The sequence below is a fragment of the Streptomyces sp. NBC_01171 genome (assembly GCF_045039805.1).
Classification (GTDB): domain Bacteria; phylum Actinomycetota; class Actinomycetes; order Streptomycetales; family Streptomycetaceae; genus Streptomyces.
Map to the genome: position 1 here is coordinate 1,695,803 of NZ_CP108609.1, position 12,575 is coordinate 1,708,377.

Annotated in this window: 15 protein-coding genes; 10 read left to right on the plus strand and 5 right to left on the minus strand. The window is 69.2% G+C overall.

All coding sequences use genetic code 11. From position 1 onward, the window contains the following. Window positions 1–28: 28 nt before the first annotated feature. Window positions 29–433, minus strand: a complete 405-nt coding sequence (locus OG448_RS07745; RefSeq protein ID WP_164188430.1) for a MazG nucleotide pyrophosphohydrolase domain-containing protein — start codon at window positions 431–433, stop codon at window positions 29–31. Between the two features lie 121 nt (window positions 434–554). On the opposite strand from OG448_RS07745, the gene OG448_RS07750 reads away from it, so the two are divergent. Next, a complete protein-coding gene (locus OG448_RS07750; RefSeq protein ID WP_405552272.1) occupies window positions 555–1,571 on the plus strand; it encodes a TAXI family TRAP transporter solute-binding subunit in 1,017 nt (338 codons plus the stop codon). On the opposite strand, the gene OG448_RS07755 is transcribed toward OG448_RS07750, so the two are convergent. Both OG448_RS07755 and OG448_RS07760 read right to left on the minus strand, forming a co-directional pair. Beyond that, window positions 1,550–2,983 (minus strand): ATP-binding protein, encoded by a 1,434-nt coding sequence (locus OG448_RS07755; protein WP_405552274.1) that lies wholly within the window; start codon window positions 2,981–2,983, stop codon window positions 1,550–1,552. The genes OG448_RS07750 and OG448_RS07755 overlap by 22 nt on opposite strands. Before the next feature lie 9 nt (window positions 2,984–2,992). Further along, on the minus strand, window positions 2,993–3,682 hold the full coding sequence (locus OG448_RS07760; protein WP_399712289.1) for a response regulator transcription factor: 690 nt from the start codon (window positions 3,680–3,682) through the stop codon (window positions 2,993–2,995). A 292-nt stretch (window positions 3,683–3,974) separates the two neighbouring features. Here OG448_RS07760 and OG448_RS07765 point away from each other — a divergent pair, with 292 nt between their 5' ends. The 4 genes from OG448_RS07765 (at window position 3,975) to OG448_RS07780 (ending at window position 7,503) form a co-directional block, all read left to right on the plus strand. Beyond that, the gene (locus tag OG448_RS07765) at window positions 3,975–4,751 is read left to right on the plus strand and encodes an amino acid ABC transporter ATP-binding protein (protein ID WP_405552276.1); all 777 of its coding nucleotides are present in this window, start codon (window positions 3,975–3,977) and stop codon (window positions 4,749–4,751) included. A 90-nt stretch (window positions 4,752–4,841) separates the two neighbouring features. Beyond that, on the plus strand, window positions 4,842–5,759 hold the full coding sequence (locus tag OG448_RS07770; protein WP_405552278.1) for a glutamate ABC transporter substrate-binding protein: 918 nt from the start codon (window positions 4,842–4,844) through the stop codon (window positions 5,757–5,759). A 155-nt stretch (window positions 5,760–5,914) separates the two neighbouring features. Further along, on the plus strand, window positions 5,915–6,562 hold the full coding sequence (locus OG448_RS07775; protein ID WP_381145572.1) for an amino acid ABC transporter permease: 648 nt from the start codon (window positions 5,915–5,917) through the stop codon (window positions 6,560–6,562). Next, the gene (locus OG448_RS07780) at window positions 6,559–7,503 is read left to right on the plus strand and encodes an amino acid ABC transporter permease (RefSeq protein WP_405552280.1); all 945 of its coding nucleotides are present in this window, start codon (window positions 6,559–6,561) and stop codon (window positions 7,501–7,503) included. The genes OG448_RS07775 and OG448_RS07780 overlap by 4 nt, the downstream gene beginning before the upstream one ends. Before the next feature lie 86 nt (window positions 7,504–7,589). Here OG448_RS07780 and OG448_RS07785 read toward each other — a convergent pair whose 3' ends face one another. Then, the gene (locus OG448_RS07785; protein WP_405552281.1) at window positions 7,590–8,033 is read right to left on the minus strand and encodes a hypothetical protein; all 444 of its coding nucleotides are present in this window, start codon (window positions 8,031–8,033) and stop codon (window positions 7,590–7,592) included. Between the two features lie 75 nt (window positions 8,034–8,108). Beyond that, window positions 8,109–8,576, minus strand: coding sequence for a hypothetical protein (locus OG448_RS07790; protein WP_405552283.1), 468 nt, complete (start codon window positions 8,574–8,576; stop codon window positions 8,109–8,111). A 335-nt stretch (window positions 8,577–8,911) separates the two neighbouring features. Between OG448_RS07790 and OG448_RS07795 the strand changes: the two genes are divergently transcribed. The 5 genes from OG448_RS07795 (at window position 8,912) to OG448_RS07815 (ending at window position 12,566) form a co-directional block, all read left to right on the plus strand. Beyond that, window positions 8,912–9,574, plus strand: a complete 663-nt coding sequence (locus OG448_RS07795; protein ID WP_405552285.1) for a response regulator transcription factor — start codon at window positions 8,912–8,914, stop codon at window positions 9,572–9,574. 201 nt (window positions 9,575–9,775) lie between these two features. After that, the gene (locus OG448_RS07800) at window positions 9,776–11,395 is read left to right on the plus strand and encodes an FAD-dependent monooxygenase (RefSeq protein ID WP_405552287.1); all 1,620 of its coding nucleotides are present in this window, start codon (window positions 9,776–9,778) and stop codon (window positions 11,393–11,395) included. 76 nt (window positions 11,396–11,471) lie between these two features. After that, a complete protein-coding gene (locus OG448_RS07805) occupies window positions 11,472–11,558 on the plus strand; it encodes a putative leader peptide (protein WP_405558717.1) in 87 nt (28 codons plus the stop codon). 67 nt (window positions 11,559–11,625) lie between these two features. Next, window positions 11,626–12,156, plus strand: a complete 531-nt coding sequence (locus OG448_RS07810) for a cysteine dioxygenase (RefSeq protein ID WP_405552289.1) — start codon at window positions 11,626–11,628, stop codon at window positions 12,154–12,156. Beyond that, window positions 12,153–12,566, plus strand: coding sequence for a rhodanese-like domain-containing protein (locus OG448_RS07815; RefSeq protein WP_405552290.1), 414 nt, complete (start codon window positions 12,153–12,155; stop codon window positions 12,564–12,566). Before OG448_RS07810 ends, OG448_RS07815 begins: the two co-directional genes overlap by 4 nt. Window positions 12,567–12,575: the final 9 nt, after the last annotated feature.

Here is a 12,575-nt window from a genome sequence, read left to right on the forward strand (position 1 = left end):
GCCCGTGACCGGGCACACAGCCGGATCGTCAGCCCTCGGCCGGGGTCCATCCCTGGCGGCGCAGGACCGCCGACACGTCGGGCGCCCGGTAGTGGTCGCCCTTCAGGACCTTGCCGTCCTCGCGGCGGCTGATCTCGCCGGACGGGCCGACCTTGCTCATGTTGGCGCGGTGGATCTCGGCGATGACCTCGTCGAGGTCGATGCCATGGACCAGGGCGGTGCCGTAGGCCACGTAGACCACGTCCGCCAGTTCCTGCGCGAGGTGGTCGAGCGGGCCGGTGACCGAGACCTCTGCCACCTCCGCGGCCTCCTCGGCGAGCAGTTCCCCTCGGTGCGCGGCGAGTTCAGGACTGATCTCGGTGGGTATGGCGCGGGCGTCGAGACCGAAGGCGCGGTGGAACTCGCTGACGAGACGGGCGGGAGAAGTGCTCATGCGGCGACTGTAACCGCCGCCTCCGACAGCCCCGCCGGTTGTCCACAGGCGGCCGGAGACCTGGCCGTCCGGTTGTCCACAGCCCTGGTCGGCCCGCTTCCGGCCTGGCAGGATCGCCCGCATGTCCAAGGTGTTCCCGTTCGCCGAGATCTCCGCCCGGCTGCCCGGCCGGCGCCGCTTGCTGTGGGCGTCGGGCGTGGGAGTCGTGGTGCTCGGCCTGCTGCTCTGGTGGCTGGCACCGCTCGGCGAGAAGCCACCGAGCGGGACGATCGTGTTCAGCACCGGCGGCACCCGCGGGGTGTACGAGGAGTACGGCCGCCGCCTGCGCAACGAGTTGGCGAAGGACATGCCTGGCCTGACCGTGAAGCTCACCAGCAGCGCCGGTTCACAGGAGAACGTGCAGCGGGTGGCGTCCGGCAAGGCCGACTTCACCATCGCGGCGGCCGACGCGGTACAGACGTACGAGCAGGCGCACCCCGCCGAGCACCGGCTGCGTGGGGTGGCCCGGCTCTACGACGACTATGTGCAGCTCATCGTGGCGCCCGGCGCCAAGATCGACAGCGTCGCCGACCTCCGGGACAAGCGGGTGGCCACCGGACTGCCCAACTCCGGCGTGCGGCTCATCGCGAACGGGGTGCTGAAGGCCGCCGGAATCGACCCGGAGAAGGACATCGTCCCGGTGTCCGCGGGGATCGACACCGGTCCGGCCATGCTGGCGGACCACGACATCGACGCCTTCTTCTGGTCCGGCGGCCTGCCCACCGGCGGGCTGACGGAGCTGGCGGACAAGTCGGGGTTCCGGTTCATACCGATAGAGGGGAAGCTCGTCTCCCAGTTGCACGCCGAGGGGGAGGCAGCGCGCTATTACCGCGCCACCAACATGCCCGAGTCCGCGTATCCGGTCGTGCAGGGCGGTTCCACAGTGGCCACCATCGCGGTGTCCAACCTGCTGATGACGCGCTCGGACCTGGACCCGAGGCTCACGGAGTGGATAACCCGCATCGTGATCAAGAGCCGGGACGAGATAGGCAAGCACGTGCACTCCGCGCAGCGCGTGGATCTGCGCACCGCGATATACACCGACCCGCTCCCCCTGCACACCGGGGCCCGGCGTTACTACCGCTCCGTCAAGCCCTGACGGGGGCCGGGGACGGGGGCGTGCCGGGGCAGGGTGACGGTGACCCGCAGGCCCTCGGGCTCGTGGTGGCCGTAGGAGATGGAACAGCCCGTCGCGGCGAGCAGGGCACGGGTGATGGACAGGCCCAGCCCTGAGCCCTTGATGTTCTGATGGCGCCCGCTGCGCCAGAACCGGTCGCCCACGCGCTCGAGTTCGTCGTCGGTCAGGCCCGGCCCGGTGTCGGTGACCTGGACGGTGGTGGTGTCACCGCTCGCGAGGACACCGACCTCGACCGTGCCGTGCTCGGGGGTGAACTTGACCGCGTTGTCGATCACCGCGTCCAGCGCACTGGACAGGGAGATCGCGTCGGCCCAGGCGGTCGTGGGCGGGCAGTCGCCGACCAGCCGGACGCCCTTGGCCTCGGCGGTCGGCGTCCAGGCCGCGACCCGTTCCTCGGCCAGCGCGCCGATGTCGGTCAGCCGGGCCTCGGTCTCCGCGTGCTCGGCCAGCGCCAGGTCGAGCAGGTCGTCCAGCACCTGGGCCAGCCGCTTGCCCTCGGTGCGCACGGAGGCGATCTCCTCGTTGCCCTCGGGGAGTTCGAGAGAGAGCAGTTCGATCCGCAGCAACAGCGCCGACAGGGGGTTGCGCAGTTGATGGGAAGCATCCGCGACAAAGGCGCGCTGCTGCTCCAGCACGTCCTCGACGTTGTCCGCCATCTCGTTGAACGACCGCGCCAGCCGCCGCAGTTCGGGCGGCCCGCCGCCGACCGCGACCCGGGACTTCAGCCGTCCGGTGGCGATGTCGTGGGTGGTGGCGTCCAGGATGCGGACCGGCCGCAGCACCCAGCCGGTCAGTCGCAGCGCCGCGCCCACCGCGAGCAGCATCGCCGCGATCTCACCGGCCGCGATCAGCGCCCAGCCGCGCAGCACCCGCCACCGCATCTGCTCGGTCGGCGAGTCGGTGACGACGACGGCGACCACGTCCCCGTCCCGGATGACCGGCGAGGCGACCACGAGCCGGGACCGCTGCCAGGGCCACACCTGGCCGGGGTCGTGGCTGCGGCGGCTGAGCAGCGCCTCCTCGAAAGCCGCCCGGACCGCCCCCTCCTGGGGTACGAACCAGTCGCCGGGGGCGTTGACCATGGCGGAGCGATCGCTGTAGAAGACGCCGGCACGGATGTCGTAGACGTCGTGGTAGCTCTCCAGCTCGCGGTAAAGGGTCTGGAGGCGCTCGTCGGGGGCGGTGGAGCGGCTGCCGCTCGGGGTGTCGGTGACGAACTGGGCGAGCGCGGCGAAGCGCGCGGTGTCGTCTATCCGGTCCACGATGACGCGCTGCTGCTCGGCCGCGGCCACGCTGAGGGCGAGCGGTACGCCGAGCGCGAGGAGCACGGCCGCCATCAGCACGATGAGCAGCGGCAGGAGCCGAGTGCGCACCCGGCCCCGCTATCCGGCCGGAGCGACGAGCCGGTAGCCGACCCCGCGCACGGTCTCGATCAGCGCGGGCATGCGCAGCTTGGCGCGCAGCGACGCCACATGCACCTCCAGCGTGCGCCCGGTCCCTTCCCAACTGGTGCGCCACACCTCGCTGATGATCTGCTCCCGCCGGAACACCACTCCGGGCCGCTGGGCGAGCAGCGCGAGCAGGTCGAACTCCTTGCGGGTGAGCGGGACGGTGGCCCCGGCCACGCTGACCTGCCGGGTGGGCAGTTCGATGCGGACCGTGCCGAGCAGCAGGGCGGCGCTGTCGTCGCCGGTCACAGCGTCCTCGGGGACGGTACGGCGGCTGACGGCATGGATGCGGGCGAGGAGTTCGCCGGTGTCGTACGGCTTCACCACGTAGTCGTCGGCGCCCAGGTTCAGCCCGTGGATGCGGGAGCGGATGTCGGAGCGGGCGGTGACCATGATGACCGGGGTGCCGGTGCGCTTGCGGATCTTGCCGCAGACCTCGTAGCCGTCCTGGTCGGGCAGGCCGAGGTCGAGCAGGATCACGCCGAAGCCGGGGCCCTCGGGCACGAGCGCCTGGAGCGCCTCCTCGCCGCTGCGGGCGTGGGTGACGTCGAAGCCGTGCCGGGCGAGAACCGCGGAGAGGGCCGCGGCGACGTGGTTGTCGTCCTCGACGAGCAGCAGTCTCATCCCGGCCCCCTTCAATTCAGCGTTCGTACGGTCTGGGTTCTTCTCGGGCGCGTACCGATGGTGCGCGCGTGTGCACCATGCAGTGACGCCGATGAAGGACGACGCCGTCAAGAGCGTTCCGGTTGCCCAAGCCTTCCGTTATCCGGCCGATACGCGCACAGAACGCAAGTGCTACGACACGTGTCCGATTGCTATCGGATCGTGATGCTCAGATTCACCTCAGATGTGGTGACGCCGACGCGGGGTCGTCACTACTGTCCACCGAAACCGAGGAGGACGGAGCCCGAGAGCGATGACCGAAGTAGCGGTGGCCAAGGAAGACGTGGCCGCGTCCGACGACCTGGTCGTCCTGAAGAGCGTCAACAAGCACTTCGGCGCGTTGCATGTGCTCCAGGAGATCGACCTGACGATCGGCCGCGGCGAGGTCGTCGTGGTCATCGGGCCGTCCGGGTCCGGCAAGTCGACCCTGTGCCGCACCATCAACCGTCTGGAGACGATCGACTCCGGCAGCATCACCATCGACGGCAAGCCGCTGCCCCAGGAGGGCAAGGCGCTGGCCCGGCTGCGGGCGGACGTCGGGATGGTGTTCCAGTCCTTCAACCTCTTCGCGCACAAGACCGTGCTTGAGAACGTGATGCTGGGCCAGCTCAAGGTCCGCAAGACGGACAAGAAGAAGGCCGAGGAGCAGGCGCGCGCCCTGCTCGACCGGGTCGGCGTCGGCAGCCAGGCCGACAAGTACCCGGCGCAGTTGTCCGGCGGCCAGCAGCAGCGCGTGGCCATCGCGCGGGCGCTGGCGATGGGCCCGAAGGTGATGCTCTTCGACGAGCCCACCTCGGCCCTGGACCCCGAGATGATCAACGAAGTCCTCGAGGTCATGCAGCAGTTGGCCCGCGAGGGCATGACGATGGTCGTCGTCACCCACGAGATGGGCTTCGCCCGCTCGGCCGCCAACCGCGTGGTCTTCATGGCGGACGGCCGGATCATCGAACAGGCCGAACCCGAGCAGTTCTTCAGCCACCCCCGCAGCGATCGGGCCAAGGACTTCCTCTCGAAGATCCTTCATCACTGATTCCGCCGCCCGGGCCGCGTATCCGACTGCCCGTGCCCGCCTTTTCCCAGCCTGTGCAAGGCAGACTCCGCCGATTCGAAGGATGTCCTCATGAAGCTCCGCAAATCCGCCTCCGTGGCGGTCCTCGCCACCCTCGCGCTGGCCTTGACCGCCTGCGGCGGAGAGTCCGGCAATGCCGGCGACAAGCCGTCCGGAGGCGACAGCGGCGCGGCGGCCGCGAAGCTTCCCTCCTATGCCGTGGCCACGGACGTGAAGATCGACTCCGCCACCCTCAAGAGGGCACAGAAGGCGGGCAAGCTCGTCATCGGCGCGAAGAACGACCAGCCGTACCTCGGCTTCGAGGACACGACCGGCAAGCGGTCTGGCTTCGACATCGAGATCGCCAAGATGGTCGCCGCCGACCTCGGGTTCAAGCCCGAGCAGATCGAGTTCAAGACGGTTGACTCCAACGTCCGCGAGACGGCCATCTCCAAGGGCGAGGTCGACCTGTACGTCGGTACCTACACGATCAACGACGAGCGCAAGAAGCAGGTCGGCTTCGCGGGTCCGTACTTCCTCGCCGGTGCGGACCTCCTGGTCCGCAAGGGGGACAAGGACATCAGCGGCGCGGACTCGCTCAAGGGCAAGACGGTCTGCTCCATCAAGGGTTCCACTCCTCTTCAGGAGATCAAGAAGCCCAAGTACGGTGCGAAGACCGTGGAGCTGTCGAAGTACTCCGAGTGCGTGCAGCAGCTGCTCAACAACGAGGTCGATGCCGTCACCACGGACGACGCGATCCTCAAGGGCTACGCCGCACAGCGCCCCGCCAAGCTCGAGGTGGTCGGCAAGCCGTTCACCAAGGAGCCGTACGGCGTGGGCATGAACAAGGACGACAAGGCCCTGCGTAACGCGGTCGACGACGCGCTGGAGAAGCACGAGAAGAACGGCGACTACAAGAAGGCGTACGACGCGACGCTCGGCCTGTCCGGCTCCCCGTACACGGCGCCTCCGGCCATCGAGCGCTACTGACGCACCGCTGAGACATCGCCGCGTCGAAGCGCCGGGCAGGCAGTCGCCGGCCCGGCGCTTCGGGCCCCCGAGGACGCGGCACCGACGGGTCCGGGGCGGCGGTGCCGTCCCGGCCGCGGTCTTCCCTGCCCGTACACCGCCACGAGGACCTCCCCGTGAACATATTGGTCGACCATCTCGCGGATTTCCGCGAGGGGTTCATCGGCACTGTTCTGCTGACACTCGCCAGCGGACTCCTCGCGATGGTGCTGGGTGTCATCATCGCCGGTTTCCGTGTCTCTCCCGTTCCGCCCCTGCGCGTGTTCGGTACCGCATGGGTCACGCTCTTCCGCAACACTCCCCTGACACTGCTCTTCCTCATCGCCTGGTTCGTCGTCCCGGTGGTGTTCGTCCCGGGTATGAGCCCGTGGACCAAGGCGCTGCTCGCCCTCGGCTTCTACACCTCGGCCTTCGTGTGCGAAGCGGTGCGGTCGGGCATCAACACGGTGCCGCTGGGACAGGCGGAGGCCGCCCGCTCCCTCGGTATGAGTTTCTCCCAGACACTGCGGCTGATAGTCCTCCCGCAGGCCACCCGCACGGTAGTCGCGCCGCTCAGCTCGATCTTCATCGCGCTCACCAAGAACTCGGCGATCGCGGGCGCGTTCAGCGTGACCGAGCTGTTCGGGGTGCAGAAGCTTCTCAGCGACCAGGGATACGTCATCACCTGGATCTTCCTGTGGGTGGCCCTGGGCTACCTCGTGATCACTTTCTCGATCAGCGGCCTGTTCCGGCTGCTGGAGAGGCGTCTGGGGGTCGCGCGATGAGTGCGAGTGTTCTGTTCGACACGCCCGGGCCCCGGGCTCGGGTCCGTAACCGTTTCTTCACGGTGGCGGGTTCGCTGGCGCTGGCGTCCCTGCTCGCCTTCGTCATCTACCGTCTCGACGTGAAGGGCCAGTTGGACCCCAACGTCTGGAACATCTTCAACAACGCAGGCGTCCGCACCAACATCCGCGACGGCATTCTGACCACGCTCAAGGTCTTCGCGTTGGCCGGCGCCCTGTCCCTGGTGCTGGGGCTGCTGCTCGCCGTGGCGCGCGTGTCCGACCACCGGCCGGTCCGCTGGTTCGCCACCGGATTCATCGAGTTGTTCCGCGCCGTTCCACTCCTCATCACCATCTACGCGCTGTGGGTCGTTTTCCTCACCTACAAGAGCGACCTCGGCGTGGTGGGTGACAACGCCGCGTTCTGGGGCCTGGTCATCGGCCTGACCATCTACAACGGCAGTGTGCAGGCGGAGGTGTTCCGTGCAGGCATCAACGCCGTACCCCGCGGGCAGGTCGAGGCGGCGCACGCGATCGGTCTCCGCAAGTACCAGGTGATGACGACGCTGCTGCTGCCACAGGCGGTGCGCTCGATGTTGCCGACGATGATCAGCCAGCTCGTGGTCACGCTGAAGGACACGTCCCTCGGCTACATCATCACGTACACCGAACTTCTCTACGCCACGCGGAAGATGGCCACCAACATCATCGTCAACGGTGAGAGTCCGTTCACAGCCGTCACCATCGTGGCCGGCGCGATCTACATCACGATGTGCCTCGCGCTCTCCTCGCTGGCGACCTGGCTCGAGCGGCGTGGCCGCCGGGCGAAGACCGGCATCGTCGTGGCCGCGGCGGTGGGAGCCGCCGAACACCCAGAGGTCCTCGACGCCGCCGAGGACGACACGGTCGCGGCGGGCGACGATGGCGGCCGCCCGCTGACATGACCCTGGGTCGTACGCTCCCCGGTGAACCGCGCCGCCGGGTGTTCTGCCCCCGATAGGAGGGGCGGGACACCGGCGGCGCGGTCGGCTCACTTGACGGGCTTGATGACGACGCTCCCCGAAATGTCCGTCGGGTCCCGGTGGATGGTCAGCGTGACCGGAGCCTTCAGGTCTCCCATGGGCGTCAGAAGAACGGACTTCTTGCAGCCCGCGGCCGACTTCTTGTCCGTGTCGTACGTGGAGCCCCACTTCACGGCGGCACGGCCATACCAGTTGGCGCATCCGCTGTATGTGATGCGGATCGAGTGCAGGCGCAGATTGGACAGCGACGTGCTGCGGTACTGCTTGTCGACCCACTTGTACGAGCCGGGAAGCCCACCGAGGTGAACGGTGCCGGAGCGCTGGCCAAGGTAGATCTCGGCGGGGCCGTCCGCGAAGGCGGAAGGCGCCGCGAGAGAAGACGCCGCCAGGACAGCGGCGCTTATCAGCAGGGCGGCTCGACGCTTCGTCCGGATTTTCTCGTCACCGTGCATGAATGAACTCCTTCAGTGTTCCACTCAGGGAAGGTTCACGCTTGAGGGAAATTTGAGATTTGCGATGGGGATCAATCAGGCTGGGTATCCACCCCAGTTCCATCGCCACGTGTCCTTGAATGGAACGCGTCCCGCACCCGTGTAGACAATCGTGCCCTCGGCATAGAAAGTCTTGCACTTACTCTTCGGCGGCAACGCCTGGATCAGGGTGGACGCCGGCGCCTTCTTACTCGCCACGTTCGCACTGTAGACGAGCTTGGACTTCGGCTTGAAGCAGTAGATCTTCCCCGAGAGGCTGGCGACCCTCCGCCCCTTGGGACATCCGCGGTCCGTCTCGAACCAGGCCTTGAGGTAGGTACCGAACTGGTCGGAGTCGTACCACACCTTGAGAACCGGGCTCCCGCAGCTGGCCGCTACCGCAACCGCCCTGGAACCGGCCGTGGGCGCCGCCTCGGCCGACGGGCCGACCGTCCCCACGGTCAGCAAGCAGGCCGCCGCAGCAGCACCCAGCACAGTTCCCCGACGTATCCGATTGCCGTCCATGTCGCTCCTTTCTTTCGCCTCGCCCTTGCGATGGCTTGACGATCCTGCATTCCGGAGCGACAAAGAGAGTTCCCCCCATTCGGGGGACTGTCGGGAGAATCACCGAAAAGGGGGATTGACATTCGCCGCTCGACCATCGACCGCCGGCCGGCCGCAAAAATGTCACGCGCGATTGCAAAAGCAATTACAAAGAGATAGGTGAACGTTGCACCATGCTTGACGAAAGTGCGCGGCGATCAGAGGATCTCTTGTGCTGCTCGTCGTGACCGGACGAGAGGCGATGTCACGCGTGCCGTTGCACGGGCACAGAACCACACGGGGACCGAATGTTACGGGTGGGAATCATCGATGACAGATCGCTCTGCCGCGCCGGGCTGCGGGAAATGCTCCATGAGCTGGACGAGGACGCACGTCAGGTTCCACGGATCAGCGTGGTGGCCGAGGGGAAGCGCGCTCAGGCCACCGCGCTGGTGAGGACGACTCGCCCCGCAGTTCTCATCAGTGGCGACGCGTCCGGCAAGGATTCCCTCCCGCTTCTGGAGACCGTCAGCGCGCTTCCTGGGGCACCTGCCATCCTCGTCATCGCCGAACGCGTCACCGAACGGGACGCCGGCATCCTCCTCGTCAAGGGCGCGGCCGGGGTACTGCTCCACCGCTCCGCAGTCAAGCATCTGACCTGGGGGCTGACAGCGGTCTCCCAGGGAAGCCGCGCACTGTCACCGGAGATCGCGGACGCGCTCCTGCACGCCCATCCGGCCTCGCTCGGCTTCCGTCACGGGGCCGAGGACCGTATCGCGGACCTGAGTGCGCGAGAGCGGGAGGTGCTGACACTCCTGAGCGAGGGACTTCCCAACCGGGCCATCGCCCAGGCTCTCCACATCAGCCCGGAGACGGTAAAGGACCACGTCCGCGCCCTGTGCGCCAAGCTGCGCGCCGCCAACCGGTTCCACGCCGCCCGCATTGCATGGCAGGCGGGGGTCGGCCCCATACCCGTCTGAGGGGCGCCAGACGGAGGAAGCGAAGGAGCTGTCGCGTCTGGAGTGCACACACGCGGAAATGAAGTCCGCCGTGCCGTCGTGGGGTCACTTGACGCAAGCAGCCGCAGTAGGTTGCATACTTTCCGTGATCGTTCACCCTGCTCCACACTTGTGTTCACATGCGGCCGTCAGGACACCATCGCGGGCAGGGGGCGCCACACCGTGGACCCGGTGATCATCGTCGGAGCGGGGCCCGTCGGGCTCACGCTCGCCCTGGCACTGGCCCGCCAGGAGGTGCCGTCCGTCGTCCTCGACGAGACCGGCGGCAAGGATGAGCCCCGGCCCGCGCGCACCGTCGTCCTGCGCGAGGACACCGCGGCACTCCTGGAGCGGCTGACCGCGGTCCGAGCCGGTGGCCTGGGGCTGCGCTGGACCGGCTGGCGGTCACAGCGGCGCAGGCAGGTGGTGAGCGAGATCGCCTTCGCGGCCGGCGACCCCGCGCCGCTCCACATCGAACAGCACGTCCTCACCGCCGCCCTGCGCGCGGCCGCCGACGCCGAACCGCTGGTCGAGGTCGCCCTGGACAGCCGTCTCGACTCCCTCGAACAGGAGCGCTCCGGCGTCACCGCGCACACCCGCGGCCCGCGGGGCACCTGGTGGCGCGGCAGCCATCTGGTCGGCTGCGACGGCCCCCGCTCCACGGTCCGCAAGCTGCTGGACATCCGCTTCCCCGGCCGGACCGCGGTGGAACGGCACGCGGTCGCCACCCTGCGCGTCGAACTCCCTTGGGAAGGCAGCGCGTTGCTGCACCGGATGCCCCCGTGGCGGTCGTCCGGGCACCCCTCCACGGAGGTCAGCGCCCGGCCGCTGCCGGACAGCACCTGGCGCCTGGACTGGCTGCTGCCGGCCGGCAAGGACCTGATCACGCCCGAGTTCCTGGTGAGCAACGTCCGTAAGACCCTCGCCGGCTGGACCGGCGGCGCGGTCCCGGCCTACGACCTCCTCGACACCGGTGTGCACGCCGTCCACCATCGGCTGGCCCGCCGCTGGCGCTCCGGCCGGGTCTTCCTCGCCGGGGACGCCGCCCACCTGCTCGGCGCGCTCGGCACGCAGGGCCTCGACGAGGGGCTGCGGGACGCCGACAACCTCGCCTGGAAACTGGCCGTCGCCTGGCACCACGGCGCGCACGAGACGCTGCTCGACACCTACCAGGCCGAACGGCGCGCGGTGGTCGCCGCCCGGCTGCGCGCAGCCGACCAACTGCTCCCGGTGCTGCGCGGCACGGGCGGACTGCGCGGCTATGTGCCCGGGGCGGCCCGCAGTCAGGACACGCTGATGACGGACGGTCACCTGGGGCGCGGGGCGCTCGGTGAGCCGGGGGCGTACGCCACCTCGCCGCTCGCGCCCCGCTACCTGGAGGGCGAGATCCCGGTCGACACCGAGCCGGGCGCCCCCGTCGCCGATGTACGGGTCACCGCCGAGGACGGCTCCTTCGTACGGCTGCGCGACCGGCTGGGCCGTGGGGCGCTGCTCGTCGTCCTGATCGCGCCGGGTACGGGGGTGTGGGACCGCAAGCACTGGATGTCCGCCGGGGTCATGCCCCGGCTGGCGGCCGCGGTGACGGCGCTGCCGCACCGGGCGGAGCTGCTGGTCGCGGAGAGCTATCCGGGAGCCCCGGCGCACAGCGTGCTCCTGGTGCGTCCGGACGGTCACCTGGTCACCGCGCTCAGCGGGGTACGACCCGCCGATCTGTACGCGGCGGCGGAGGCCGCGCTCGGCGGCGCGGTGCCGCTGGAGGACGCCCTGAGGGAAGAGGCGGAGGCCGGTTCGGGGGCGCGCTGACCTCGGCCCGGTCCCTTGCTGTCCACATGATGACGACCGATTGACCGGAGTGCGGCGGCATGCTGTACTCCGGATCGTGACCGACACCCGTGTACGCCTGTGGCGGAGAGTCCATATGGACCTGCTCCGCTACGCGGGCTGCGTGTGTCGCCCGTTCTGCTGAATTCGCATCCCCCTTATCCGGGCGCCGTCGCGCGCCCGTTCGGCGAACCCTCTTCAGGACGGTGCACGTGTCTGTCTCCCCCCTCACCTCCCCCACGCCCACCTCGGCTCCCAGTCAGGCCGAACTGCTCGACTTCGTCCGGCGCGCCGCCGCAGACGCGGAACTGATCGCCTCCCTCCCGCTCGACCCCGAGGGCCGCACCTGGCTACGGCTGGAGGGTCCGGGCGGCAGCGAGGCGTGGCTGATCGGCTGGCCGCCCGGCACCGGCACGGGCTGGCACGACCATGCCGACTCGGTCGGCGCCTTCCTCACCGCCTCCGGCGAGCTGCACGAGAACTCGCTGGCCGCCCGGCTGCCCACGGACGGCTGGCGGACCCTGGAACTCTCCGAGGACGTCGACCGCGAACGCCGCCTCGGCGCCGGTCAGGGCCGCGCGTTCGGCCGGCACCATGTGCACGAGGTGTTCAACGACTCCCCGGACCGGCACGCGGTCTCGGTCCACGCCTATTACCCGCCGCTGCCGCGCATCCGCCGTTACAGCCGCGCCGGCCAAGTGCTCAGGCTGGAGCAGGTGGAGCGGCCGGAGGACTGGCAGTGAGCGGCGACGGCGACGCGCTGCGTCCGGTCGGGATCGACGAACTGCTGGACCGGGTTCGCTCCGGCTACCGGCGCATCGAGCCGCGAGCAGCGCACGAGGCGGCCCGCGACGGTGAGGCCCTGCTGGTCGACATCCGGTACGCGGCCCTGCGGGACCGGGACGGGCTGGTCCCCGGCGCCCTGGTGATCGAGCGCAACGAGCTGGAATGGCGGCTCGATCCGCAGGGCAGCCACCGGGTGCCGGAGGCCACCGGACATGATCTGCGGGTCGTGATCATCTGCAACGAGGGCTACGCGTCCAGCCTGGCGGCCGCCTCCCTGCACCAGCTCGGGCTGCGTCGCGCGACCGACCTGGTGGGCGGCTTCCAGGCGTGGCGCGCGGCAGGGCTGCCGGTGGAGCCGGTGGCCTGAGAAGTACGT

Excerpts from the sequence above, each read along its gene's own strand:
- OG448_RS07745 (WP_164188430.1), bottom strand. The coding sequence starts at position 433 with ATGAGCACTTCTCCCGCCCGTCTCGTCAGCGAGTTCCACCGCGCCTTC.
- OG448_RS07750 (WP_405552272.1), top strand. The coding sequence starts at position 555 with ATGTCCAAGGTGTTCCCGTTCGCCGAGATCTCCGCCCGGCTGCCCGGC.
- OG448_RS07760 (WP_399712289.1), bottom strand. The coding sequence starts at position 3,682 with ATGAGACTGCTGCTCGTCGAGGACGACAACCACGTCGCCGCGGCCCTC.
- OG448_RS07765 (WP_405552276.1), top strand. The coding sequence starts at position 3,975 with ATGACCGAAGTAGCGGTGGCCAAGGAAGACGTGGCCGCGTCCGACGAC.
- OG448_RS07770 (WP_405552278.1), top strand. The coding sequence starts at position 4,842 with ATGAAGCTCCGCAAATCCGCCTCCGTGGCGGTCCTCGCCACCCTCGCG.
- OG448_RS07780 (WP_405552280.1), top strand. The coding sequence starts at position 6,559 with ATGAGTGCGAGTGTTCTGTTCGACACGCCCGGGCCCCGGGCTCGGGTC.
- OG448_RS07785 (WP_405552281.1), bottom strand. The coding sequence starts at position 8,033 with ATGCACGGTGACGAGAAAATCCGGACGAAGCGTCGAGCCGCCCTGCTG.
- OG448_RS07790 (WP_405552283.1), bottom strand. The coding sequence starts at position 8,576 with ATGGACGGCAATCGGATACGTCGGGGAACTGTGCTGGGTGCTGCTGCG.